Annotated in this window: 29 protein-coding genes; 16 read left to right on the top strand and 13 right to left on the bottom strand. The window is 58.3% G+C overall.

The annotated features are described in order from the left end of the window. The first annotated feature begins 82 nt into the window (after positions 1-82). Together LIX15_RS06500 and LIX15_RS06505 are read left to right on the top strand one after the other, a co-directional pair. On the top strand, positions 83-1333 hold the full coding sequence (locus tag LIX15_RS06500) for a hypothetical protein (RefSeq protein WP_227776678.1): 1251 nt from the start codon (positions 83-85) through the stop codon (positions 1331-1333). After that, the gene (locus tag LIX15_RS06505; RefSeq protein ID WP_227776679.1) at positions 1263-2186 is read left to right on the top strand and encodes a hypothetical protein; all 924 of its coding nucleotides are present in this window, start codon (positions 1263-1265) and stop codon (positions 2184-2186) included. The genes LIX15_RS06500 and LIX15_RS06505 overlap by 71 nt, the downstream gene beginning before the upstream one ends. Positions 2187-2193: 7 nt before the next feature. On the opposite strand, the gene LIX15_RS06510 is transcribed toward LIX15_RS06505, so the two are convergent. Next, a complete protein-coding gene (locus LIX15_RS06510; RefSeq protein WP_227776680.1) occupies positions 2194-3042 on the bottom strand; it encodes a ribose-phosphate diphosphokinase in 849 nt (282 codons plus the stop codon). A gap of 171 nt (positions 3043-3213) precedes the next feature. On the opposite strand from LIX15_RS06510, the gene LIX15_RS06515 reads away from it, so the two are divergent. Then, positions 3214-3714 carry a helix-turn-helix domain-containing protein gene (locus tag LIX15_RS06515; protein WP_227776681.1) on the top strand — a complete coding sequence of 167 codons (501 nt, stop codon included), beginning with the start codon at positions 3214-3216 and terminating at the stop codon, positions 3712-3714. Positions 3715-3746: 32 nt separating this feature from the next. Here the strand turns inward: LIX15_RS06515 and LIX15_RS06520 are convergent, their stop codons facing one another. Continuing rightward, the gene (locus tag LIX15_RS06520) at positions 3747-4541 is read right to left on the bottom strand and encodes an HVO_0234 family beta-propeller protein (RefSeq protein ID WP_227776682.1); all 795 of its coding nucleotides are present in this window, start codon (positions 4539-4541) and stop codon (positions 3747-3749) included. A 58-nt stretch (positions 4542-4599) separates the two neighbouring features. Next, on the bottom strand, positions 4600-5469 hold the full coding sequence (locus LIX15_RS06525) for a DUF7351 domain-containing protein (protein WP_227776683.1): 870 nt from the start codon (positions 5467-5469) through the stop codon (positions 4600-4602). A gap of 109 nt (positions 5470-5578) precedes the next feature. Here LIX15_RS06525 and LIX15_RS06530 point away from each other — a divergent pair, with 109 nt between their 5' ends. Next, on the top strand, positions 5579-6802 hold the full coding sequence (locus LIX15_RS06530) for an MFS transporter (RefSeq protein WP_227776684.1): 1224 nt from the start codon (positions 5579-5581) through the stop codon (positions 6800-6802). Between the two features lie 47 nt (positions 6803-6849). Then, positions 6850-8214, top strand: coding sequence for a phosphoglucosamine mutase (gene glmM, locus LIX15_RS06535; RefSeq protein ID WP_227776685.1), 1365 nt, complete (start codon positions 6850-6852; stop codon positions 8212-8214). Between the two features lie 76 nt (positions 8215-8290). Here glmM and LIX15_RS06540 read toward each other — a convergent pair whose 3' ends face one another. The 5 genes from LIX15_RS06540 to LIX15_RS06560 all read right to left on the bottom strand — a co-directional run bounded on the left by LIX15_RS06540 (position 8291) and on the right by LIX15_RS06560 (position 12225). Beyond that, entirely contained in the window at positions 8291-9403 is a 1113-nt protein-coding gene (locus tag LIX15_RS06540; protein ID WP_227776686.1) for a DUF7118 family protein, read from the bottom strand. A 9-nt stretch (positions 9404-9412) separates the two neighbouring features. Continuing rightward, positions 9413-9808: a phosphoribosyl-AMP cyclohydrolase gene (hisI, locus tag LIX15_RS06545; RefSeq protein WP_227776687.1), complete on the bottom strand. Its 396-nt coding sequence runs from the start codon at positions 9806-9808 to the stop codon at positions 9413-9415. Further along, on the bottom strand, positions 9777-10073 hold the full coding sequence (locus tag LIX15_RS06550; protein ID WP_227776688.1) for a hypothetical protein: 297 nt from the start codon (positions 10071-10073) through the stop codon (positions 9777-9779). Before LIX15_RS06550 ends, hisI begins: the two co-directional genes overlap by 32 nt. Positions 10074-10195: 122 nt before the next feature. Beyond that, entirely contained in the window at positions 10196-10873 is a 678-nt protein-coding gene (gene upp / locus LIX15_RS06555) for a uracil phosphoribosyltransferase (protein WP_227776689.1), read from the bottom strand. A 92-nt stretch (positions 10874-10965) separates the two neighbouring features. Continuing rightward, positions 10966-12225 carry a GTP-binding protein gene (locus LIX15_RS06560; RefSeq protein WP_227776690.1) on the bottom strand — a complete coding sequence of 420 codons (1260 nt, stop codon included), beginning with the start codon at positions 12223-12225 and terminating at the stop codon, positions 10966-10968. A 127-nt stretch (positions 12226-12352) separates the two neighbouring features. On the opposite strand from LIX15_RS06560, the gene LIX15_RS06565 reads away from it, so the two are divergent. The 3 genes from LIX15_RS06565 to LIX15_RS06575 all read left to right on the top strand — a co-directional run bounded on the left by LIX15_RS06565 (position 12353) and on the right by LIX15_RS06575 (position 15524). Next, entirely contained in the window at positions 12353-12649 is a 297-nt protein-coding gene (locus tag LIX15_RS06565; protein ID WP_227776691.1) for a DUF7990 family protein, read from the top strand. Positions 12650-12671: 22 nt separating this feature from the next. After that, complete coding sequence (locus tag LIX15_RS06570; protein ID WP_227776692.1) at positions 12672-13646, top strand: ArsA family ATPase; 975 nt, start codon at positions 12672-12674, stop codon at positions 13644-13646. Between the two features lie 117 nt (positions 13647-13763). Further along, complete coding sequence (locus tag LIX15_RS06575; protein ID WP_227776693.1) at positions 13764-15524, top strand: carbon starvation CstA family protein; 1761 nt, start codon at positions 13764-13766, stop codon at positions 15522-15524. A 16-nt stretch (positions 15525-15540) separates the two neighbouring features. On the opposite strand, the gene LIX15_RS06580 is transcribed toward LIX15_RS06575, so the two are convergent. After that, positions 15541-16167, bottom strand: a complete 627-nt coding sequence (locus LIX15_RS06580) for a DUF8052 family protein (RefSeq protein ID WP_227776694.1) — start codon at positions 16165-16167, stop codon at positions 15541-15543. A 105-nt stretch (positions 16168-16272) separates the two neighbouring features. Here LIX15_RS06580 and LIX15_RS06585 point away from each other — a divergent pair, with 105 nt between their 5' ends. The 4 genes from LIX15_RS06585 (at position 16273) to LIX15_RS06600 (ending at position 19326) form a co-directional block, all read left to right on the top strand. Then, on the top strand, positions 16273-17031 hold the full coding sequence (locus LIX15_RS06585; RefSeq protein ID WP_227776695.1) for a class I SAM-dependent methyltransferase: 759 nt from the start codon (positions 16273-16275) through the stop codon (positions 17029-17031). 26 nt (positions 17032-17057) lie between these two features. Next, positions 17058-17282: a DUF8007 family protein gene (locus LIX15_RS06590; protein ID WP_227776696.1), complete on the top strand. Its 225-nt coding sequence runs from the start codon at positions 17058-17060 to the stop codon at positions 17280-17282. 108 nt (positions 17283-17390) lie between these two features. Then, positions 17391-18080 (top strand): DUF5828 family protein, encoded by a 690-nt coding sequence (locus LIX15_RS06595; protein WP_227776697.1) that lies wholly within the window; start codon positions 17391-17393, stop codon positions 18078-18080. Positions 18081-18138: 58 nt separating this feature from the next. Beyond that, complete coding sequence (locus LIX15_RS06600) at positions 18139-19326, top strand: inorganic phosphate transporter (RefSeq protein ID WP_227776698.1); 1188 nt, start codon at positions 18139-18141, stop codon at positions 19324-19326. 9 nt (positions 19327-19335) lie between these two features. Here the strand turns inward: LIX15_RS06600 and LIX15_RS06605 are convergent, their stop codons facing one another. Continuing rightward, entirely contained in the window at positions 19336-19968 is a 633-nt protein-coding gene (locus LIX15_RS06605; protein ID WP_227776699.1) for an IMPACT family protein, read from the bottom strand. An 81-nt stretch (positions 19969-20049) separates the two neighbouring features. Next, positions 20050-20553 carry a TrpY family transcription regulator gene (gene trpY, locus LIX15_RS06610; protein WP_227776700.1) on the bottom strand — a complete coding sequence of 168 codons (504 nt, stop codon included), beginning with the start codon at positions 20551-20553 and terminating at the stop codon, positions 20050-20052. An 82-nt stretch (positions 20554-20635) separates the two neighbouring features. Between trpY and LIX15_RS06615 the strand changes: the two genes are divergently transcribed. From LIX15_RS06615 to LIX15_RS06625, 3 genes are all read left to right on the top strand, one after another. Continuing rightward, complete coding sequence (locus LIX15_RS06615) at positions 20636-21202, top strand: putative glycolipid-binding domain-containing protein (protein ID WP_227776701.1); 567 nt, start codon at positions 20636-20638, stop codon at positions 21200-21202. A 174-nt stretch (positions 21203-21376) separates the two neighbouring features. Continuing rightward, positions 21377-21538, top strand: a complete 162-nt coding sequence (locus LIX15_RS06620; protein ID WP_227776702.1) for a hypothetical protein — start codon at positions 21377-21379, stop codon at positions 21536-21538. 428 nt (positions 21539-21966) lie between these two features. Next, on the top strand, positions 21967-22260 hold the full coding sequence (locus LIX15_RS06625) for a GYD domain-containing protein (RefSeq protein WP_227776703.1): 294 nt from the start codon (positions 21967-21969) through the stop codon (positions 22258-22260). Between the two features lie 429 nt (positions 22261-22689). On the opposite strand, the gene hisB is transcribed toward LIX15_RS06625, so the two are convergent. Then, entirely contained in the window at positions 22690-23277 is a 588-nt protein-coding gene (gene hisB, locus LIX15_RS06630) for an imidazoleglycerol-phosphate dehydratase HisB (protein WP_227776704.1), read from the bottom strand. 101 nt (positions 23278-23378) lie between these two features. Here hisB and LIX15_RS06635 point away from each other — a divergent pair, with 101 nt between their 5' ends. Beyond that, positions 23379-23555: a hypothetical protein gene (locus tag LIX15_RS06635; protein WP_227776705.1), complete on the top strand. Its 177-nt coding sequence runs from the start codon at positions 23379-23381 to the stop codon at positions 23553-23555. A gap of 53 nt (positions 23556-23608) precedes the next feature. Here the strand turns inward: LIX15_RS06635 and hisA are convergent, their stop codons facing one another. Next, positions 23609-24331 carry a 1-(5-phosphoribosyl)-5-[(5-phosphoribosylamino)methylideneamino]imidazole-4-carboxamide isomerase gene (gene hisA, locus LIX15_RS06640; RefSeq protein WP_227776706.1) on the bottom strand — a complete coding sequence of 241 codons (723 nt, stop codon included), beginning with the start codon at positions 24329-24331 and terminating at the stop codon, positions 23609-23611. Positions 24332-24402 lie beyond the last annotated feature (71 nt).

Below are 24402 nucleotides of genomic sequence, written 5' to 3' on the forward strand. Positions count from 1 at the left end.
ACACACCTATCGGTGGGATACAAAAGAAATCTCGTCGGCAGAAGATAGTCAGTCCGGATGAACCGCATACAGGGAGACCACAATGATAAACATCCAGACGCTTTCGAATCAACTCGGGATCGAAATTGCCGACCCGGCGACAAAAGGACGGTTCGAAATACACACGCCAACAGCCGTTTCGCCGACGCAAGTGGAGACAGCGGAACTCTCTTTTCCGGTCGAGAAGGCAGTCGAAGTTCGCACGTCTACGGTTACGCTACCCAAGAATAGAGGCTTATTCGTTCGAACTTCGGGTGGAGAGTTCGTATTTGAGAGTGCCGAAAAGGATAGGAAACACCTTCCGGACGACGAGTATATCCTCGAAATGGGTGGAGTGTCGGTCAAACTGTATATCTCCATTTCGAGTTCGATCACAGTTAGACGACGCTCAAATGGCATAAATCTCGGATTAGACGGGCAACGGAATGTCGTGATCGGCGCTCGATCACAGCATCAAACTGCACCCGGGACGATAACCGTGACCGACGATGCGGAAGACGTGATGCGGGCGCTGTCGTTTTTCGGGTCGTCGCTGAAAACGACGAGTCCGGAACGGGCCTTTTCGACTCTTCGTGGCTCTCCACCACTTATTCAACATGGTGATGAGTTCCACGTTCCATCAAACATCGAACGGCCATCGACAGGCGTGAAACTCGTCCTCCCCCCGAAACGCGAGTTCCTCTATCCGGCAACCTCACTGGCCTACTATCTCGGGACAACGATAGAACCGGGGAAAGAACCGCGATTAATTGTTGGGGATAGTGAGTACGAGCTTGATCGAAGGCGGTACGAAACGACGGTCGAGCGCACGCTCCAGCAAGTGTTTCTCTTGGACTGTGTCGCTCGAACCGAAGGACTGTATCCTGTCTGCCTCTACGAGCGGGAATTGATAGAGCCACGAGTGGAACTTGACTTTGCCCGCTTGTTCGATGCCCCCTTAGCGGACCGTCTCACAGCGTACCTCGACGTGCCGTTCCGAGCTATCGAGCCAGCAATTTCGTCGTGGAACTTCTCGGCTGATGTGGTTCCGTCCGTGAAAAGTGACGAAGTGTTGCCATTACTTGCGAACGACCTCGCACTGGTTCGAATCGCCGAATCACCTGTATCGACCGCAAAAACGGAAGCAGCTAACCCGGAACGATTAGAAGCGTTCTATCGTACGTCATCACCGGAGTTGCCAGAGAGCAACGTTCCCGATCTACCGGTAAATCCGGTGTTCGAAATTGAGAAAAAAAATCCATGCAGAAACGAGAGAACGGGCGTGGGTCGGTCCGGGGTATCCGTTCGGCGTTAACAAGCTGACACCGGAGACTGTCTCTGCGCGATTTGCACGGGAAAGACAAACAAAGCAGGATGCAACCATCGAGGTGGACATTATCTGCAACGACCCCTCGATGGAAGATGAGAGTGCGGTTCGGAACTACTACCACCTTCGAGAACTACCCGAGTTTGAAGTATCGACTCACCACCAATTAACAGTGGCTAAATTGGCCGACCGCCTCACCACCTCGTCCGATTTTCTCCACTACATCGGTCATATTTCCGAGGACGGCATCAGGTGTGCCGATGGATATCTCGACGTACGAACCCTTTCGGAAGTAAATATCACGACGTTCCTCTTGAACGCCTGTAGTTCGTACGAACAGGGAGCAGCGCTGATAGAGCGTGGTGCGCGTTCGGGCGTTGCTACGCTCTCCAGAGTTGGCAACGAACTTGCGACGAACATCGGCCAATCGTTCGTTCGCCTCCTGAGTACCGGATTTTCGGTTCGAAATGCTCTAACGGTGATTCATCGTCACTCTCTAGCGGGGTATAGATACATCGCACTCGGTGATGGTAAGGTATCACTTTGCCAGAGCATGAGTGGGCTTGTGCATTGTCTACATGTTGAACAAGCACGTTCCGGAAAATTTTACGTGGATGTCGAAATGTATCTCTCCGATCGGTTCCAATTTAGCCCAATAGTTGAGCTGTCGGCGGAAAATAGACCAAGATACTACGCATTATTGGCTGAAATTCCGACATTCGAACTCTCCGCCGCCGAGTTAAACGGGTTCTTCGACGAGGAGCCGATGCCGGTCGAAATCAACGGCGACCTGCACTGGAGCGACGAAATATCGGCAAAGGACGTGGCAAAATTACTGTAGAAGACGATTATAACGCGTCGGCAATATCGGGAGCGACGGACACCTGACTCACCGCTCGCTCGATAGTGTCCGTGCCGTAGACTTCCTCCACGCCCGCCTTTGCGAGTTTCGTCCGAGCGTTCAGTGCTAACATTGGGTGAACGCAGGTGACGAACACGCGACCGACATTCCGTTTCTGAAGGAGGGAAACAGCCTCGCTCATGGTCGAACCGGTGGCGATGATGTCGTCGGTGATAACGATATCTCTCCCGGTTACGTCGGTGTCGCTCGGCGTCATCTCGACCTCCGTGCCGGAGAGTCGTTTTTTCTCGAAGTAGTCCGTGACACCCCGACCATACGTATTCTGCACCGTGTCGGCGATGTCGAGTGCGCCCTCGTCCGGTGAGAGGAAAACGGGTTCCGTCAAATCGTCCGGCAGTGGGTCAGCGAGGCGGCCCGCGGCGTTCACGGGTTCTGCTGGAACATCGAAAAAGTCACAAACGGCGGTTTCGTGTGGGTTGACCGTCAGCACGCGGTCGGTTCCGGTGCTGATGGCGCGGGCGAGCGCACGAGACGAAATCGGTTGGCCGCGTTCGAACGTTTTATCCTGCCGAGCGTAGCCCATGTACGGAAGGACGGTGACGACCTCCTCGGCACCCCATTCGCGGGCGGCGTCCTGCAGTTGAAGCAGTTCGAGGTGAGTGTCGCTGGAAACCGTCGAAGCGACGATAACGGCACGAGTATCTTCGAATCCGGGCGCACTGGCGAGTAGTTCGCCGTCCGGAAACGACCGATACTCCACGGACGCGAGCGGTTCGTCCGTTTCGTCGGCGAGTGTGGCCGCCAACGACTGGGAGGCAGACCCACTGAGTATCATACGAGAAGACTGGATACCCCCGCTTAAACCCGTTTTCACTCGGAACGAGGAGTCGCGAATCCGCTCCGAATCACGAGGTCGTCCAGCGAATATATTCCACTGTGATTTCCATTACTTTATATATAAATAGAAGATCATATTATTTATGGAGTAAAGTAGTACTGTCGAACAATGGTTTCGGTAACCCGGCTCAGTATCGACGTACCGCGTTCGGTGGATGAATCCAACCTCACGCCCGCCGAGACGGGTATTTTGAACTTACTCGCCGAAGGTCGGTGTACGCCCGCGTACGTCGCTACCCAACTCGCAGTCGGAGCAAACACGGCCAGAAAGACGCTCGATGGATTACGAAAACTCGGACTCGTGGCGAAACCCTACCGCGGTTTGTACGAACTTCGACTTGAGAACCCCGAAAATGCCGATAGCTCGAGATACAGAACAACGGAAACGCTCCTCATCGACGTTCCGTTCGGGGACGACGAGTTTACGCCGAGCGAACGGGGCGTTCTCAACCTCCTCGCGGAGGGGCGGGCGATACCGGCGTACCTCGCACAGGAACTCGACGTCACTCAAGAGTGCGTCAAAAACCGCCTCCGGGATCTCACCCGCCTCGGACTCGTTCGAAAAGTACACCGAGGACTGTACGAACTCGATACGAATCAGCACGCTTGATGTCGATTGCGGATGCTGACGGCAAATGCTGATTAGCGAACCGCGAGTGCACGAACACCGGTCAATCCGAGGTGGCGACTTCGCCAGCCGTCGCCGACGGTCGAAAGGAATGTCCCCGATTCGGTTGCGACGTACACACCGTCGCCGAATCCGATGTCCGCGACGGGTTCATCGACCGGAAGTTCGATTTGCTCCCATTCGGCGCTCTCGCGCCACTCGCCGTCCGACTTTGCAAACAGCGCGTTGGGAGTCCCGGCGTAAGCGGTCTCGACGGGGTCATCGGTTGCGCTTACGACGCGGAAATCGCCCGCCATGGTGTCCATCCAGCCGTTGCCGAGCCAGTACAAACCGTCTGCGGTTGCGGCCAAGGGGACCCCGGCGGTAGAAACGTCTCGAACGTCATCCAGACCGACGTACCGGGCACCGTGGTCTACGATTTGGTAGATCCCTTCCGCAGTCGCCACCAGAGCGCCGTCGATAGCTCGCACCTCCGGAACCGACGCCAGTTCGTGCCAGTCGCCGTCGTAGCGCGCCAACGTCCCGTCCTCTTTTGCGGCGATACAGTTGTCGCCGTCGAATCCGACTGCGACTGCGGGGCCGAAATCGAGCGGCGAGAAATCCCCGTCAAGAACGTCCTCGTCGGTCGCGATTGCGAGAGAATCGTCCGCCACCGTCACGTCACGGGCGACACAGCGATGCGCGATTTCGAACTCGCCGACGATGTCTTCGGATACTTCGACACGGGCAACGCCGAGTTCCGCGGCGACGAAGACGGTCGTCGTCCCCTCCCGGTCGCTGTAAACCCGTTTTTCGTCGATGCTGGTCATATCCGAGTGAGGGATGCGAATCGAGGAAAACGTTCGGGTTCTACCCCCTCGTCTTCGATTAATGGGTGATTTCGGTCGAAACGACGGTTCCTTCGTCGTCGAACGTCAGTTGCAGTTCCTCGTCGTCCAGCGGAATTCGCAGTTGAAGCGTAAGCGGGTCGTCAGAAACGACGGCGAGGTAATCGCGGTGGAGCGCCCAATCGATATCCCACGATGGAGTAGACCCGATATCGACGTCGCGGGCCGTATGAAGCCCGACGACCTGCGGATGGTCGCGGACGAGGAGGCCGAGAGGAAGGTTCGACATCGCCCAGCACTCCCGGCAGGTCACGTGAAGGCGATACGGTACGTCGCCGACGCTCAGAGCGGAATTTGAGTCGGTCAATTTTCCGTCCATCCGGGAACCACATTCCGGGCACGTTCCCGCGGACGCGAGGGCGTTCCAGCGGCGAGTCCACGCGTCGAAGGCGAAAAGAAGGTCTTCCCTGCGGGTGGTCGGGGCGGGCGGAAACGGATTGTGGAGGATTTCCTCGTCGCAATCGTCGCAGGCGATGCAGATTCGTTCGCGTTCGTACCGCGCAGTAAGAGATTCAGCGTGACAGTTGTAGCAGGTTCCGGAGGCGAGAACCGTCGTTCCGTCCGCCTGTTCGGTGAAGATTCCGGCGGTCAACGCGCTGGCGACTTTTCGCCCGGCGTAGGTGAGCGCGTAACCCACGTCGGTTTTCCGGACGTACTGTCCGACCAAACGCTGTAGATGGTAGTTGAAGTTCCCGCTGTCGCGAACGCCGACGCGTCGTTTGAGTTCGGCGTAAGCGAGCGTGTCCTTTCCCTCTCGAAACGCCCGCTGGAGTTCGTAGATTATCGCCACCCGACGCTCGTTACCGATGACGGCGAGCGCGTCGGCGGGGTCTGGACGAGAGTCGTCCATGCAGAACTGTTCGGCAGTCGGGTGTATATCTCTCCCGAAAAGATGTCAGCGCTCTATGTGTAATCGTCTGCGCAGAACGGTTTCAGGGCGCTGGTACCTTCGTTTGTTCGTGTGGGATTTGAGTCGGAATATCGGTCTCTACTACGCCTACAAGGCGACAAAGGCGGTCGAGTTCTACCGCCCGATAATGTATCTCTACTTCCTCTCGCTCGGATTGAATTTTACGGCCATCGCGCTTCTCGAAGGAGTTTACAACGTCACGACCGTTTTGGGGGAAGTTCCGACGGGCTACGTCGGCGACCGAATCGGACGCAGAAACAGCCTGCTCGTCGGAACGGTGATTATCACGGTTACGCTCGTCGGAATCGGCTTCGCGGAGACGCTCCTCGAACTCTCGGTGCTGTACGCCTGTTGGTCGATGGGATACAATTTCCGGTCGGGAAGCGACGACGCGTGGCTCTACGACACGCTCACGGACGAACTGTCGACAGACCAGTTTGCGCACATTCGAGGGCGCGGACAGTCTGTCGCTCTACTGGTCGGCGTCGTGGGTAGTGTTGCTGGCGGTTATCTCGGGAATATCGACCTCTCTTATCCGTTCCTGGTTGCTTCGGGAGTGGCCGGTACGGGGATACCGATTCTGTTGAGTTTGGAGGAACCGACGAGTTACGAAGAAAGCGACGCCGACGAATTGGGGTTACGGGAAGCGGTCGGCGTGATCAGCGAGACGCTCTCACATCCTCGACTTCGTTCGTTCGTGGTCTACTACTTCGTCCTGTTCTCGGCGGTTTCATATCTCGTTTTTATGTACGTCCAACCGATTCTCGAAACTGTGCTCCCGCAAGTCGGAATTCCGCAGGGAGAAGTCGAACCGCTTCTGGGCTGGTTCTACGCGGCTGTCAGCCTCCTCTCGGCGGGATTAAGCTATCACACGGGCACGATTCGAGATCGTATCGGGCTTCGACGATGGTTTCTCGTGATTCCGTTCGTCGTCGGCATCGGACTCGTTGCGCTTTGGATGATGCCGGTTCTGGCGATTCCGGCGTTCCTGTTCGCTCGTGGAATTTCCGAGACGACGCGCTCGCTGGCATCCCAGTATGTCAACGACCGAATCGACACCCTCGGACGGGCAACCGTGCTTTCTTCGCTGGCTATGGTGAGTTCCGTGACGGTTATTCCGTTCCAACTCGGTAGCGGCGTGATTTCGGACGTGACATCGCCCCTCACTGCGCTCGCGGTCGCTGGGGGGGTGCTGATAATCGGGTCGTTCATCGTTCTCGCGTGGGAATCGCCGGTTAAATCGGTTACGGGACGCCGGACAGAGGCGGAGTAGCACCGGTATTCGGAATCTCTTTGAACACAGAATCCGGAGAACCGCATATGAAGGTGTTCGGGTCGAGTGGAACGCGAGGGGTCGCAAACGACGAGTTGACCCCCGAGTTCGTACTCAAGATTGCGAAGGCGGCAGGGACGGTGTGGCGCTCCGACCGGGTCGCCCTCGCCCGAGATACGCGGGCCACCGGCGACATGCTCGCCGACGCCGCCGCCAGCGGGTTGGCCAGTATCGGGGCAGACGTAGACCGTCTCGGTATCGTACCGACGCCGGGGGCACAGGCCTACGCGGAACGTGAGGGCATTCCGGCGCTGATGATAACCGCGAGCCACAACCCGCCGGAGTACAACGGCGTGAAACTCATCGGCGAGGACGGCATCGAACTCGCCGTCGGAAGTTTGGAGCGCATCGAAGAAAAATTCCTGACGGAAGCGTTCGAAGAGGTTCGCTGGAGCGAGACCGGACACAGCCACCACATCGAAGACGCCCGCGACTGGTACGTCTCACAACTGCTCGAACACATCGACACGGAAACGATCGCCGACACGAACATGACCGTCGCAATCGACCCCGGACACGGTGCGGGATCGCTTACCTCTCCCGAATTCTTCCGGAGACTCGGCTGTGAAGTCATCACGGCGAACAGCCAACCGGACGGTCATTTTCCCGGGCGCAACCCGGAACCGGTTCCAAAGAACCTCCGCGACCTCGGTCGGTTAGTCGAATCGACCGGCGCGGACGTCGGAATCGCGCACGACGGGGACGCGGACCGGGCCATCTTCTACGACGAAAACGGCGACTACATCGAGGGCGATGCAACGCTGGCCGCACTCGCCGCCGCACAATTGGAACCCGGTGACGCCGTCGTCTCCGCGGTCAACGTCTCCCAGCGCCTCGTTGACGTGGCCCGCGAAACCGGTTCGACGCTCGAACTGACACCGATTGGTAGTACGAACATCATCACCCGAATCCGCGGATTGCAAGACCGAAACGTCTCCGTTCCGGTCGCTGGCGAGGGCAACGGCGGCATCTTCTTCCCGAACTACCGACTGACCCGCGACGGCGCGTACACCGCCGCGAAATTTCTCGAACTGCTGGTTGACCGAACCGCCAGCGAAGTCGTGGAACCGTACAGCGGCTATTACAACATTCGGACGAACATCTCGTACACGACGGATGCCGAACACGACGCCCTGCTGTCAGCCGCCGAGCAGGCGGCGAAAGAGTCCGACGCGGAGCTGAACACCCGAGACGGTTACCGTCTCGACTTCGGCGATGCGTGGGTGCTCGCGCGACCCAGCGGAACCGAACCGATGGTTCGAATCTACGCCGAGGCGCGCGAACGACACCGCGCAGAAGAGCTTTCAAGGGAGATGGAAGACGCACTGAGAACCGCAAAAGCGAGCGTCTAAGGTCGAATCGAGGCGGAACGAAAATAATTCTATAAGTCGAGGAGACGAATCCCCTGAATTTTTCGAATCGTCGGCTTTAGCGCTCCGGAAAGTCCGAAAGCGCATCGTTCAGTTCCGTTTTTCGCTCACGAATTTGCTGAAGCTCATCTTCGACAGCGCCGCGAGCGAGTCGGTCGCGTTCTTCGTCGGTCAACTCCGCGCGTGCTTGTGCCGCGGTTCGCAGCGTGTCGAACCGTGAATCGTGCGTGAATCGCTGAACTTCACGGAGGCGAGCGACCGCCTCCGCGGGCGCGAAGCGGTCTGCAACTCGAATCGCCTCCTCGCACCACCATCGGAGCTCGTTGGCGGGAGCTGGCGGCCAGCCGATTCGAAGAGGGTCTGCGTCGAGCCGGTCGAGATACGTTTCGTTCGTAGAGACGGTACGTTTCAGCTCGCCGGGGTCGGCGACGTAATGGTCGAGTTTCGATCGGGAGTAGCGAGCGAGTTCGAGGAGGTCGGGAATCGGCTTCTCACCCACTTCGTTTTCGAGCAGGTAGGTTCGAAGTTCGTCCGGCGGCGAATCGAACTCGACCAGCGGATATTGTTCGGTCGCGGTGAGAAACTGAATCACCTCGCGGGCGCTCGAATTGCGTTTGAATGCGACGAAGGCCGACGAAATCGCTTGGTCTGCGGTTTCTATCGGTTCCCGAAGTTCCTGGGTCGGGGCGTCCAAATTGGCTTCGCCCAACTCTCGCAACCGTTCCAAATCGTCGAGCCGTTCATCTAGTTCGGTAATTTTGTCGGCAACAGAGCGACGCACGTCGCGGTATCGCTTGTTGGCTTCTCGACGTTCGTCGAGGCGGGACGCGATTTTGTCGGCGGGTTCGAGCGTCGTTCGAATCCGGTCGAAATCGTCCTCGCTGAGGCGTCGTTTGTCGCTGATGTCCTCCGCCCGCTCGAACGATTCGCGGGCGGGCAGGTCGTCGGGAAGGTTCTCGACCAAATCGGCAAATTGGCCCTGAAACTCCACGAACGCCTTGAAATCCCCGGTTCCGGTGGCTTTTCCTTCGTACCGACTGAGGAGTTTCATCGCGCGGTCGTGGGCGTCGGCGACCGCTTCGATTCTGGTTTTTCCGTGCTCCGAAACTGCGGTTTCGGCCTCTCGGCATGCTTCGTCCGCGTCCCGAAGGTCGGTGAGTAAGTCACTCATAGCGCGTCGTTACTCGTAGGCTTCCTCGGGGTCGAACACTTTTTCCGCGACGATTTGGGTTTCGGCGGTCGAATCCTCGTTCAATTCCTCGATTTGACGGTAGAAACAGGATTCGTAGCCCGTGTGACACGCTCCGCCTTCCTGTTTGACGAGATAGAGAAACGCGTCGCCGTCGCAATCGACACGGACCTCTTGGACGTGTTGAACGTGGCCGCTGGTGTCGCCTTTCTTCCAGAGTTCATCCCGACTTCTGGAGTAGTAGTGTGCGAGACCGGTTTCGACCGTTTGCTCGACCGCCTCGGGAGAAACGTAGGCCAGCATGAGTACGTCGCCCGAATCGACGTCTTGGGCGATTGCGGGGAGCAGGTCGGAGTCATCGAACGCGAACGCGGCTTCCTCGGTCATAGTTGAGCGAAGGAAGTGGTGCGGAATAGGCTTTTTCGCTCAGGGACACTGCACCCAAGTTGTTTCCGTTTCCCCCCACTTCGAAAACGTCGCGCTCGTCACCCTGAGTTTCGGTTACGACCGTATCCACGTCCGCAAATTCGACGTCGGGTTGGGTCTGCATGTGCTGAATTAGCTCCTCCAACCGTCTCGTTCGCGGTGGTTGTTCGATGACCTGCGGGTGCATAGCGAGGGTGAAGATTCCGTTTTCCACGTTCTCGTCCATCCAATCGAACTGTGTTTTCCAGAGGTCGAAAACGGAGACGACCGAAAATGAAATATCTCTATCTCATTCGTGAGTCGTCGCTGATGGTTGGATTAGCGAGGGGAAATCGGATAGCGAGAGAGTTACGTCGTGCGGAACGCGCGGTCGCCTGCGTCGCCTAGTCCGGGAACGATGAAGCCGTCGTCGTTGAGTCGGTCGTCGATGCTCACCGTCAGGAGGTCTGCTTCCGGGAACTTCTCGTGGACGTTGAGGAGGCCGTCAGGGGCGCTGACCGCCGAGAGGACGAAGAAATTTTCGGGGTTGGGTTGCTCGTTGAGAACTTCCTCGAGAACCGCGCACATCGTGCTACCGGTGGCGAGCATCGGGTCGGCCACGATAACCGTGTCCTTCTCCGTGATTTCGGGCAGTTTCACGTAGTCGATGGTGATGGGGAACTCGCCGTTTTCGTTCATTCCGGCGTCCTCGTTTCGACCGGCGCTGATGACGCCCTGCTTGGCGCGGGGGAACGCCTTGAGCAGGCCTTCCACGAACGGCGTCGCGGCGCGAAGAACGTTGATGATGACCACGTTGTCCAGCCCTTTGACGCGCTCGCCGGTCGTCTCGGTCAGTGGCGTGTTGATTGAAACGTACTCCGTGTCCATCGCGCCGTCGATGATTTCGTAGCCGCAGATTCGACCGAGTTTGACGAGTCCTTTGCGGAAACCGACCTGTTCCGTGTTCTCGTCCCGAATCTTTGATAGCGTGTCCTTCGCCATCGCGTGCGTGATGAGGTGGGCGTCACCTCGCTGCTCGATAGTCATATGCGATTCGTGCGCAGCGAGTGGCTATAAGCTAACGATACGAGCGAAGCATCGGGAGGTTCTGACACGGGATGAGGAGAGCGCGACTTCGACTACTCGCCGACGGTCAGCAGACCGTCTTCGGATTGGGGAAACGGATTTTCGAACGTGGCCCAGTCGGCATCCATCTCCGCGTCGGTTAGCACGCAGTCGTCCAGTGCGGCGACGATTGATTCTTTGTCAAAATCCGCTCCGATGAAGACGAGTTTCGTCTCGCGGTCGCCCCACTCCTCGTCCCACCGGAGGTCGGAACGGTTGTCGCGGTAGAGTTTCTGGTCGATTTCGGGGAGGCTCGCAATCCAGCGACCCGCTGTTTCGACGCGGGCGGACGACCCGGCTTGACCGTACTCCATCACCCACTCGTCGTCCGACGCGAGCCAAAACGTTCCTTTCGCTCGAACGATTCCGTCGGGAAGCGATTCGAAGAAGTTCGCGAGGCGTTCGGGACGGAACGGTCTTCGACGGCGGTACGCGACCGACGAAACGCCGTAGATTTCCTCCGGATGGCGGTGGTCGTGAGGGGTGTTACTGTGGTCGTCTCCTTCGTGGGAATGGTCGTGACCACGACCATTCCCACCCTCTGCGTGTTCGTCAACGTCTACCATCGCGCGTTTCCACCCGGCGGAGTCGGCCACAGTGTCGCGGTCGAACAGCCCCCGTTGAAGTACAGCATCCGGAGAAACGCGCCCGTGTTCGGTTCGAATCAGTTCCGCTCGGGGTTGGAGTGCGCGAAGAGTCGCCTTGATTTCGACCAGTTCGTCGTCGTCCACGAGGTCGCATTTGTTGAGGACGAGCGCGTCGCAAAACTCGATTTGTTTGATGACGAGGTCGGAGAGGGGGCGCGTTTCTCCATCCTCCGTCTCGGTTCGCTCGACCGGTTGTTCGCCGTCGAAGAAGTCACGGAACTGGCGCGCGCTGACGAGGGTGACGGTCGTATCCACGTCGTAGCGGGCGGCGGCGCGCGATTCGGTGGTGAACAGTCGAGCGACGGGGGCGGGTTCGCTGATTCCGGAGGATTCGACGACGAGGGTGTCGAACTTCCACTCGCGGGCGAGTCGGCTGACTTCAGTTCGTAGGTCGTCCTGTAACTCACAACAGATACAGCCATTCGAAAGTTCCGCGACGCCGTTTTCGGCGGTGAGTTCGGTTCCGTCTTGAATCAGTTCGGCATCGACGTTTATCGTCCCCATATCGTTGACGAGCACCGCGATGTCCCTGTCGTTACTCTCGTTCAACAGGTGGTTGAGCGTCGTCGTCTTGCCAGCACCGAGACTGCCGCTTAGAATCGTGACCGGGATTCGATCCTGACTCATTTGCTACCGCGTCGCACGAACCGGAGCGTCTTAAACGTATCCGGAGGTCGGCGAGGGAGAAGATTCGAAACCGCATGACGGAAAACCGAACCAGTTGCTTAAATAGCGAGGACGATACTGTGGTAGTATGTCACTAGCGGACAGGATTGAGACGTACCGTCGGTACGTCTCGGAATGGCTTCGCGGCCTCTATCACGGGATGATTTCGCACCCGGCGTACGAGTTGATAGAGAAAGAAGCCGAGGACGTGGAAGACGAGTTCATGCTCGCGTGCTTTCCCGATGTGTTCGGCGTCCCGAACCCGATTTCGTACTACACCGCCGAACTGCTCCCGTACTTGACCGACGAGTTCGAGGCGTGGGAACGCCGGATGTGGGACCGCGAGTCGCTCATCGAACGCAAGGGCCAGCAGTATCACTTCTAGCACAATGGGTTCAACTTCTAACATGAAGAAGTTCGTTTTCTTCGGCGGTAAGGGCGGCGTCGGCAAAACGACAGTTTCCTGCGCATATGGCCTGAAAAGCGCGAACGAGGGGTTGAAAACCCTCGTCGTTTCGACCGACCCGGCGCACAGCACCTCCGACGTGTTCGACCAACAATTCGGCGACGAACCAGCGCCGGTCGATGACCACGACAACCTCTGGGCGATGGAAATAGACCCCGAGCAGGAGGTCGAAAATCACCTGATGGAGATAAAACGGGCGATGGGCGACCAAGTGAGTCCGGGGATGGTCAACGCCATCGACCGGCAAATAGAGATGTCACACCAGACTCCCGGCGCGCACGAATCCGCATTGTTCGACCGGTTCGTAGACGTGATGCGACATTCCGAGGAGTACGACCGAGTTGTGTTTGATACATCTCCCACCGGCGGGACGCTTCGACTGCTCTCACTGCCGGAGTTCCTCGAGGGTTGGATAGAACGTCTGCTTCACAAGCGCAAGCGAAGCATCGACCTGTACGAGAAGGCGGCTATCGGTGGACGGGAACCGCGACGAATGGCGGAGGGCGACCCCATCATCGCCCGTCTTCAGGAACGAAAGGAGATGTTCGAATTCGCCGGCGAGGTGCTTCGTACCGAGTCGGCGTACTTCCTCGTTCTCAATCCGGACGAACTATCCATCCGCGAAACGGGCCGCGCGGTGGAGGAGTTGACCGAGTACGACCTCGCCGTCTCCGGACTCGTAATCAACAAGGTCACGCCGGAACCGGACGAGGACGAGTCCGGCAGGGGAGCGAACTATCTCCGGGACCGCTGTCGAACGGAACGAGAGCGAATCGAGCATATTCGCGAGTCGTTCGAGGAACCGGTCGTCGCGGTCATCGAATCTCGCGTCGAAGAGGTGAAAGGATCGTTGCTCGCAGACGTGGCAAAATGTTTAGATGTGACTGTGAAGGCGACGGCGAAATCCGCCGGTTAGCTGTCGAGCGAAAGAGGACATTGTCGGGAAAATTGAGGGGCGGATCCATCATACTGCAAAAAACTAAAAGAACACTTATTACCATTCGTCATATTTTGAGCCATGAGGCATAATACCATGGCGACCGCAATCATATGGCTAGTACTCGCTGTTTTGGTGCTTTTCACAGTCGGATACGTCGGCTATTCGCGATATCTCGCACGGTTTGTCGATTTGGACGACAGCCGAGATACACCGGCACACAAGTACGAAGACGGTCAGGAGTACGTTCCAGCGAAGAAACCAGTACTGTTAGGACATCACTATTCGAGCATCGCGGGCGGCGCGCCTATCGTCGGCCCGATTACGGCAGGCGTCATTTGGGGATGGGTGCCCGCCCTGCTGTGGATTGCAATCGGCAATCCCCTGATGGGCGCGGTTCACGACTTCATTTCCCTGTCGAGCAGTCTTCGACACGAAGGGAAGTCCATCGGCTACATCATCGGGGAGTACGTCGGGGAGGGCGGCAAGAACATGCTGTTGTGGTTCGCGTTCCTGACCATCATCCTCGTCGTCGGCGTGTTCGCGTTCGTCGTCGGCGTCGTCTTCGAGGTGTATCCGAGTGCCGCGACGGCGAGCATCCTGTACATCGCCCTCGCGATGATTTTCGGGGTGTACCTGTACCAACTCGACTTACCGTTCATCCCGGGAACCATCGTCTTCGTCGCGGCGGTGTTCGCCAGCGTGTACGTCGGGATTCTGTATCCCATTCAGCTCGCCGCGACCACGTGGGTTCCAATCGTCCTCGTGTACGCGTTCATCGCGAGCGTCCTCCCCGTTTGGACGCTCCTGCAACCGCGCGACTACCTATCGTCGTTCCTCCTGTACGCGGGTGTCGGCGGCGCGCTTCTCGCGGTCATCGTCGGCACGGTCGGAAGCGCACTCAGTATCAGCGCAATTACGCCGAGCCAACCGCTAACCGTCAATTTAGACGCCTACAGCGGATTCATGGGCGTGACCGGCCAACCGCTGTTCCCGGTGCTGTTCATCACCATCGCGTGCGGTACCATCAGCGGGTTCCACTCACTCGTTTCCTCGGGAACGACGGCGAAGCAACTCAACCGCGAATCCGACGCCCGAGTCATCGGCTACGGAGGCATGCTCGGCGAAGGACTGCTCGCGGTTCTCGCACTCTCGACCGTCGCACTGGTCGGCTTTACGTCGGAGGGTGGCGGCGTCGGTCAAGCGCTGCCGAACTTCGCGCAAGGTGGCGGCATCATGCTCACCAGTTTTGGTCTGCCGCAGAGCTACGGTGAACCGTTCATGGCGCTCGTAATGGTGAGTTTCCTGCTCACGTCCACTGACACGGCACTTCGCCTCGGCCGGTACATGTTCGAGGAAATCGTCGGGACCCCGGAAACGACCGTCCAGAACACCACGTCGAACCGGTACGTCAACGCCGGATTCCAGTGTGTCATCGCGTTCGGACTCGTCGCAACCGGCACGTGGGAAGACCTGTGGCCGCTGTTCGGCGGCGCGAACCAACTGCTCGCCGCGCTCGCGCTCCTGACGGCGACGGTCTGGCTGGCAAACTGGAGCAAGAACAAACAACTGCTCAGTACCGGCGTTCCGATGGTGGTGATGACGGTCGTCACCATCTGCGGTCTCCTCTACCTCGCGCTCTATCAGAACGTGATCCAGAAGTTCGTGCAGGGTAACTGGGGTGACGGCGGTGCAACGGTCGGAAGCATGGTATCCGCAGGGTTGCAGACGGCCATCGCGCTCACCCTCATCGGCCTCGCGCTCTCGCTCGTCTGGAAAGGGTACAAGAATATTTCGTCGGTTCGACGGGAACACTCCAGAACGCCGGTCACGGACGGGGGTGAGTCCGACGACTGAAAGATGAGTTTGAATTTTACCTGAATCGGCGTACGATGCGCGAAAACAGTCCAGATTTTTGCGGTTCGATTCGTTGCCACAGTACGAACGCCTGACCCACGTCGGCGTTCGCGCTGGCGACGATGTCCTCCCGGTCGGGAGCAACGACGACGAGATTGATTTCGTAGCGCCCGTAGTAGCCGTATTTGAGCAGTGTTCGGTCGCGGAATCCCGAAACGAATTCGCGCACTTCGTCGGGGATTTCTGGGACAATCACGACGAACGTGAAGTCAGTGCCGAAGTGTTCTTCGTCCGCTTCTATCCACTCGTCAGCGAGTTCGTGGCCGAACTCGCCGAGCGTTTCGAGGTCGGCGATTCGAACCGAATCGGTTCGACGGACGAATAGATGTTCGACCGAGGCGTGATTGGCGTAGTTGAGCGACTCGTGGAAGAAATGCTTCCGATTCTCCATCAGCAGTTGGCCGTAGAGTGTAAACTGCTTCCCGCGAACGGAATGGGATTTCTTCAAATCGTAGTTGACGAACAGGCGGTCGCTCACCCTGTCCACGTACTCGTCGTCCCAGTCGGGCACGTCGAGTTCGTCCGTTATTTCGGAACTGTCGTGCGTTCGAGCCGAGTCGTGTGACTCGATACCGCCATCCATGCTCAGTCGATTGGTCGGGAGCGATAAATATCCACTGCTGGGACGTGAGTCGGTACCGAAACTCATCACACTTTTATTTTAAATGATGATGTGTGACACACTGTGATGAATGCAGATCCGCTTGGCAGCGCGATACTCGACTACCAGCGAGGCGGATTGCGCGGCGACTGCAAGTACCGCGATGGTGCGGACAGTCAAGGCGGCCATATCCACGAGAACTACTTCACACCGAGTGAGGAGTGGAGCGACGAGTGGAAAACCCGCTTCGACTCGCTCGACAATCCTATCGTAGATGTCGGGTGCGGTTCGGGACAGCACGCGGAGTTTCTGCAAGCGTCGGGCGAGGTCGTCGCAATCGACGTCAGTCCTGATGCAGTCGAGGCCGCCAGCGAGCGCGGCGTCGAAGACACTCGTGTAATGGACATGTTCGGATTGGAGGTTCCGCGGGACAGATTCCGCTCCGCGCTCGTCAACGGAACCCAAATCGGGCTGGCGCAGTCGCTCGCCGGCGCTCGCGATTTTCTGTCCAGCCTCGCACGAATTACGGACGAAAACGGCGTGGCCATCGTGGACAACTACGACCCGACGAAACTCGATCCCGAGAAGCTCTTCGGCCACCGACCAGATCCGCGGCGCGGTGTTGCGCATCGAACCTTTCACGTCGAGTACGTCCGCGACGGCGAGCGCGAAGTCGGACGGAACCTCCATTTCGTCCTCTTTTCACCCGACAGACTGCGGGACGCGGCCGTCGGAACGCCGTGGTGCGTCGCGAAAGTGCGCGCCAACGGTGTTTACTATCGGGCAGTTCTGCGTAAGGAGGCCGAACGAGCGACAGAAGAGAAGAAGGTTAAGGATAACACATAACACGCTGGCATCCGTATTCACGGTACATGGGCGAAAAGCGAACGGAAGCGTGCGGGAGATGTGGCCTGTCGTCCGTCGTGGATGCCGCCTCGGAGGGGAACGAACGCGACATATACGGCGACGAGCGAATCGAGGTCGCCGAATCTGAGATGCGGGCGGTCAGCAGACACACGGAACTCCTCGGCAAGGCAAAAAGTAAGCTGAACGCGCTCGCGGAGCGAATTGCATACGGAACCGTTCGAGGCAAATAATCCCGCTTCTGAAATCGCCAAATCCTCATTTTGAACTGTGAAACGGTCATTCGCGGCCGGATGGCGGCAAGAGATAAAACCCTGCGTGACATACCACCCAGCGACTGAATGGAAGAGAGTATCTCTGGCTTCAAACTCCGCGGTAGCTGGGGAGACATCGTTGAGCACGGCGAGCGAATCACGCAGGCCCTTCGCGAGGCAGACGTTTCTGGCGCAGCGTTCGAAGAGTGGGACGAGTGGCGACCGAAATCGCACGAGCGACTCGGCGAGGATGTTTCCGAGAAGACCGCAGAGCAGGCGCACGTCGGCGAAGGGAAGGGTGAACAGGCGGGTGAATCGCCGGACGACGACCTCCGAACAGCGGGAGAAAAACTAACCGAATCGTACGAAAAACTAGAGGACGACGACACGGAAGGCGCGATGGATAGGTGGCAAGACTCGGTGAACTACGTCGCCCGCGCCGCGGACTCGGCGAGCAGGAAGGCGCTTCGAAAAGTCGAGGACACGGTGTACCAGCGAGTGATGACGCAACTCGCTCCCTACTACTTCGACAACGACCTCGTCAGCGCGAACATTCAGCAGACGAGTCGGATGGAAGACGGCGAGGAAGGCTTTATCTTCGAGGTGAACGTCAACGACGACGAACTCAAAGAGCGGGTTTCGGACCTGCTCACCACCTACGAGGACGAAATCGACCGCTGGCACGTCGATGTCGAAAAACAAACGGAAACCGTCGAGGCCGCGGAAGGCGTCGAAGCCCCGAAACAGGGTGACGGCCCGCGAGCCGATACGACATAAAATATCATACATTATTGAGTCGGTACACTATTGACCTACGGGGGAATACTGGCCAGACATGGATGGCGGGTTGTTGACGTTGATTATCGCCGGATTCGCAAGCCTGTTCATGGCGTGGGCCATCGGTGCCGGGTCGAGCGGGTCAACTCCATTTGCCCCCGCCGTCGGAGCGAACGCCCTTTCCGTGATGCGCGCCGGATTTCTCGTCGGTATTCTCGGATTTCTCGGCGCCGCCCTCCAAGGCGCGAACGTTTCCGAGGCGGTCGGAAGGGAGTTGATTCTGGGCGTCCAACTGTCGCCGCTCGCCGCAACCACTGGACTGCTCACGGCGGCGATACTGGTCGCAATCGGTGTTTTTACCGGCTATCCCATAGCGACCGCGTTCACGGTTACGGGAGCAATCGTCGGAGTGGGATTGGCACTCGGTGGAGCCCCCGCCTGGGCGAAATATCAGCAAATCGTCTTGCTTTGGGTGCTCACTCCCTTCGTCGGCGGTGGAGTCGCCTACGCAACCGCCCGAACGCTTCGGCACGAGGATGTTTCCGAAAAAATCGCGATTCCGATTCTCGGTGGCGTCGTCGGGCTCATCGTCGCTAATATCGGTTTCGTCTTTCTCGGACCTGCCGGAATGAGCGCGTCGATTGCAGAAGCCGTCGCCGGGAGAGTTTCACTTCCTACGGTCGGCGGGTTCGATTCGGGAATCGTCCTCACATCGCTCGTCATCGCCGGGGTGGTCGGGGTCACACTTCGTCGGGAACTCGTCGTAGACATGACTCGCGGTCAGCGTCGGTTCCTCCTCGCGCTCGGCGGACTCGTTGCGTTTTCAGCAGGTGGCAGTCAGGTCGGACTCGCAATCGGACCGCTTATCCCGTTGTTAGACCCGTTCTCGATTCCCGTGGTGGCCGTGCTCGTTGGCGGTGGACTTGGCCTTCTGCTCGGGTCGTGGACTGGTGCCCCCCGAATGATAAAAGCGCTCGCACAGGATTACTCGGCGCTCGGACCGCGTCGATCGATTTCCGCGCTGATTCCGGCGTTTGCAATCGCGCAAGCCGCCGTCTTCTTCGGTATCCCCGTCTCGTTCAACGAAATTATCGTCAGCACCATCATCGGAAGTGGATACGCCGCCGGTGACGGCGGCGTCAGCGCGAAGAAAATGGTTTACACGGTACTCGCGTGGATTCTCTCGCTCGCACTCGCGCTGGGTGTCTCTTACGGCGTGTTCATCGTGGTTCAAGCGATTTTCTGAATCGGTCGCTCAATCGGTCGTCTCGATTTCGGCCCGGCCACTGGTCGCGCTCCGAAGACGGTCGCAGAGTCCACCGGCCTCTTCGATTGGTACTCGAACCGAGAATCGAACGTCTTCGCCGTACTCCGCCACGAATTCGACATCCTCGCTTTCGATAATTCCGCGAACCGTTCCCGAATCGTCGTAGATGACCGCGATTTCGAGCCGTTCGTGCGGTCGTTCTTCCACGATTTCCGCGTCATCCACCGCTTCCTTGACGGCGCGGGAGTACGACCGCACCAAGCCGCCGACGCCGAGGTTGGTTCCGCCGTAGTAGCGCGTGACGACGGCGACGACGTTCTCCACGTCGCGTTGCTGAAGGACGTTCAACGTCGGTTTCCCGGCGCTTCCGGAGGGTTCGCCGTCGTCGCTCGAATACTCGCGAAGAAATCCGTTGGTAGCTCGGTCGGCCCCGCCCGCCCGAACGCGGTAGGCGGGCACGTTGTGAGTCGCATCTGAATGTCGTTCGTCGATTCGCTCGACGAACGCCTCCGCGGTTTCGGCGCTCTCGACTGGCGCGACGTAACCGATGAACTCAGACCCCCGAACCTCGAAGACGGATTCGCCGTGTCCCGCCACAGTTCGGTACGTTGTGCCACCCATTTGCACAACGTTTGGGGTCGAACACCGAAAAAGCGTGGATTTCGGACTCCGCCCAAAACAAACTAACTCGGAAATCCGTGATTAGCTCAGTTGAATCTGCCGGACAAAATCGAGGTTTTTCAGTTCGTTCAGCACGTCACCCGGCAAGTCTTCGTCGGTGACGAGATACAGTCGCGGGTCGTCGGTGAACTCCGGGTCTTCGCTTATCGTCTGGCGAATCGAGATGTCGTTGTCGGCCAACAGGGACGTAACCGTGGCGACGATTCCGGGTTCGTCGGCGTCCATGACCTCGATGGTCAGCACCGACAAATCCAGGACGGGTGCCAAATCCATCAAACTCGGAATCGAGGAGATGTTTTGGAAGATGCGTCGGAGTTCCTCATCCGCGAGAATCGCGTCGGTGGTCGAATCGACGACTCGGCGGTCGACCCCGATTTCGCGAGCGATTTGCGTGTTCGGAATCTCGATAGCGCCCGAAACGACGCGCCCCTCGTCGCTCACCGAAAAGCCGCGTTCGAGGAGCAGACGGATGACCTGCTGTTGGCTCGGACTTCCCTCGAACTTCTGCATGATTCTGTCGAACATCCTTGTCGATGGTAGGCGCGCCCGACGATTTAGTCATGTGGGGTTCGGGAGGCTTCATCACGTTGCGCTTCGTGGGAGATGCATGGAACGACGTGTGGTCTGGGAAACGATCGACGGAATCGGTACTGAACACCTCACCGTCGAGTTCGACGACCCCATCCGCGCGGATGGGGTCGTCGTGGGAGTCGTGGAAGAGACAACGGAACCGTTCCGAGTTCGCTACCGTGTGACGTGCGACGAATCCTGGGCGGTTCAGCGGGTCGAAATCGATTCTCTCGGAGAGGAGGCCGGAATCGAACTCGAACACGACGGCGGAGGCGACTGGACGAAAAACGGAGAGTCCGCGCCGGAACTCGAGGGGTGCCGCGACGTGGATATCGCGGTGACGCCCTTCACGAACGCGATTCCGATCCGGCGTCTCGACTGGAATCCCGGCGAGAGCGCGACGATTTCGGTCGTCTATCTCAACGTATCCGCGATGACCGCGGAAGCAGTGGAACAACGGTACACCTGTCTCGAGCCGCTGGATTCGTCCGGTGGACTGTTCCGGTACGAGAGTGTGGACAGTGAGTTTACCGCGGAGTTGCCGGTTGATTCCGATGGACTCGTGCTGGATTATCCCGGCCTGTTTCGGCGCGTCCATCCGTAGAGTGGGATTCGATATCGGTTTCTCGTGTCTCAAGATCGAGTCCACGCGACCACCAGCTGGAGAGTGTATTTGTATAGCTTTCGGCTGCAATACCAGTCTCGTCGACTGATTGGTGGGCTTCCGGAGAAACGCTATCACGAATCGTTACAACCGTTCGGTTGACGGATATCCGTGGTGATTCAAACGATCGGGCCGACCCGGAAAAGGGGTACGACGCGACTCTCCGAGACGGCGTTTGTTGTCGATGGGAGGAGGGATTTGACCATCCTCGCTCGGAGTGATCTCGACGGTCACCTTGACCACGTTGAGCGAAACACGATCGAAAAGCGGTTCTAAACGCTTGCGATGCGTATTGGGTTTCACTAAACGCGGCTCGTTCACCTTCGTCTATGATAGTACGTAACAACCGGATCGCACACGTAATAACCGCACCCCTGCTGAAGGAACCATGGATCCGCGATTGGACACGACCGTGGTATAATTTTCACTAACAACATACCAGACGCGTAGTAGGAGTGGCGAGCGACCCACGCTCCGAACCGTTGAAGAAGATATTCCGTTCCTTCAACGGGCAAGCACGGATCCTGGAATACGGTAATCGCTCGGTACCCTCCGCGAAAACGAAGAGGAGATCGGATAGTCAGAGAGTTTACACTATGCAGTAAAAGTGCCTAGCTGGGTTTGATAATGTGAAACCGTCTGATTTACAAGTTGAATGTTATTACACTAGAGTTATCACTACCGCCGCCGTCCTATCATGTGCGATGCCAACATACGTCACGCTCTGGAATTTCACCCCAGAGGGCGCCAAAACGGTGCAGGACAGCCCATCGAACCTTGACCGTGTCGCCGATCGGTTCCAAGAACTGGGCGGCGAACTCCGCGAGTACTACCTGTTGATGGGGCAGTACGACTCCGTATCGATCTGTGACTTCCCGGACGATCAAACTGCGGCGCAAGCGGTGTTAAGCGTACTAGAGGAGGGGAACGCGACAGCCGAGACGCTTCGAGGATTCACGGGCGAGGAGTTCGCCAAGATGGTTGACGACATGGCTTGAGAGTTCGCTACCCAAACATGGACAAATTTATCTCAACGGTCACTAATCCGTTCGTTCTGGGGTTGCAGAAGGTATTGTGTAAAACACCGACGATAGTTTCAAATCCACTCCGAAGTTCGCTGCGGCCTCGACGTTTGTCAAGTGTAGAACAAATACTACTGACAGCGCGTAAACCAGAGAAAGTACTAGCCTACATGGATGATTTCATGTGTTTCTGCTTTCGGCCTGTAAACCCAGTGTAAGTGACGAATTCGTACTCGGGTGCAATCGTCGGTAGGTTCCCACCGACGAGTTTGTCATAGGCTCGTACCGCCGCTAGCATTCGGTTGCGAACACGTTCCGGCGTCCGCGACGCCGGTTCCGTCCGGACTGGCGCTGGTATCGAATCGGAACGCACAAGGTGAACGAAGAAATCGGTACCAGCGACCGTTACAGCGACTCTTTCGTGCTCGCCACGTCGCCCCGCCGCTCGTCGATCATCGTCGCGTCGTCCAGCGCGCGCGCCAATCCCTTGAACAGGGCTTCAATTTCGTGATGCGCGTTCTCCCCCGTAACGCCCGCGTGAAGCGTCAACCCGGCGTTCATCGCCAGCGAGCGGAGGAAGTGTTTCGCCATGTGGCTGGTCAGGTCGCCGACCCTACCCTGCGAGAACTCGCCCTCGAACTCGAACAGCGGGCGGCCGCTCACGTCCACGACGATGTCGGCGACCGCCTCGTCCAGCGGAACCTTTCGGTCGGCGAAGCGGTGGATTGCCCGGCGGTCGTCGAGCGCTTCGTCGAACGCCTGTCCGAGAGTAATGGCAACGTCCTCGACCGTGTGGTGGTCGTCGATGTGCAGATCGCCGTCTGCTCGCACCGTCAGGTCGAACAAGCCGTGACGGGCGAAGCTGTCGAGCATGTGGTCGAAAAAGCCGATTCCCGTTTCGATGGTAGCGTCACCGTCGCCGTCCACGTCGAGCGTCACTTCGATGGTCGTTTCCGCCGTTTCACGGGTCACGGCGGCGGTTCGGTCGCTCATAGTCGGTTATTCGTCCGCGGCTACAAGGCGATTTCCGTTTTGCGCGCTAGACATGCGTCTGACGCAACTATATTTACATCGCGCGCTAATTAGAGTTTGTAATGAAGCGTGATGTCTTGAGCGCGCTGATGGTGAGTATCGGCGTCCTGCTGTGCGGAACGGTTCCGGGTATCGTCATCGGTGCACCGATGGCCGCGCTCGGTGCGTACTGCCTTGCGGAGCCACGAGTCGGGTCACAGACCGATATGCTCCGCCAACTCGGCGAACAAACCCGATAGAATCGTTTGGAATAGGTAGAAATAGAATCGATTGCTGGCCAGACAGTAAGCGATTATTCGAGCGCGTTCCGCGCGTCCGACAGCGTAAACGCCCCCTGATAGAGCGCACTCCCGACGACGACTGCGGCGGCACCCGTCTCGCGGAGCGTTACCACGTCTTCGACGGTGGTGACGCCGCCGCTCGCCACGACGGGGATTTCGACGGCATCGGCGACTCGTCGGACAGGGTCAGTTCGAACGCCGTCCATCTGTCCCTCCACGTCAACGTCGGTGAACAGAATCGCGCCAGCGCCGAGTTCCTCGTATCTCGTCACGGCCTCCGCCGGGTCGAGGCCGGTAGATTCCGTCCATCCGGAGACGAGGACTTCGCCGTCTTTGGCGTCGAGGCTCACCATCACCGACCCCGGATACTCCTGGCTGATTTCCGCGACGATGTCCGGATTCTCGATTGCGGCGGTACCAAGGATGACGCGGTCTACGCCGCGGGAAAGGAGGGAAAATGCATCGTCCGCGGTTCGGATACCGCCGCCGAGTTGAATATCCACATCGACGGAGTTCAAAATTGCATCGACGGCATCGGCGTTTTTTCGCTCGCCGTCGAACGCGCCGTCCAAATCAACGAGGTGGAGCGTTTCTGCACCCTGTGCTATCCATTCTTCCGCGGCCTTCACCGGGTCGCCGTACGTCGTCTCTGTGCCTTTCTCGCCTTGCACGAGTTGGACGACTTCTCCGTCTTGCATATCCACCGCGGGAACGACCTCGAACGTCGGGAACATACGCTATCGTTAGGCGGGGAGTGGTCTAAACCCAACGAGTCGGTACCGTTTAAGAGGTAGGGGAGAATGTA

This window comes from Haladaptatus pallidirubidus (assembly GCF_020700235.1).
GTDB lineage: Archaea > Halobacteriota > Halobacteria > Halobacteriales > Haladaptataceae > Haladaptatus > Haladaptatus pallidirubidus.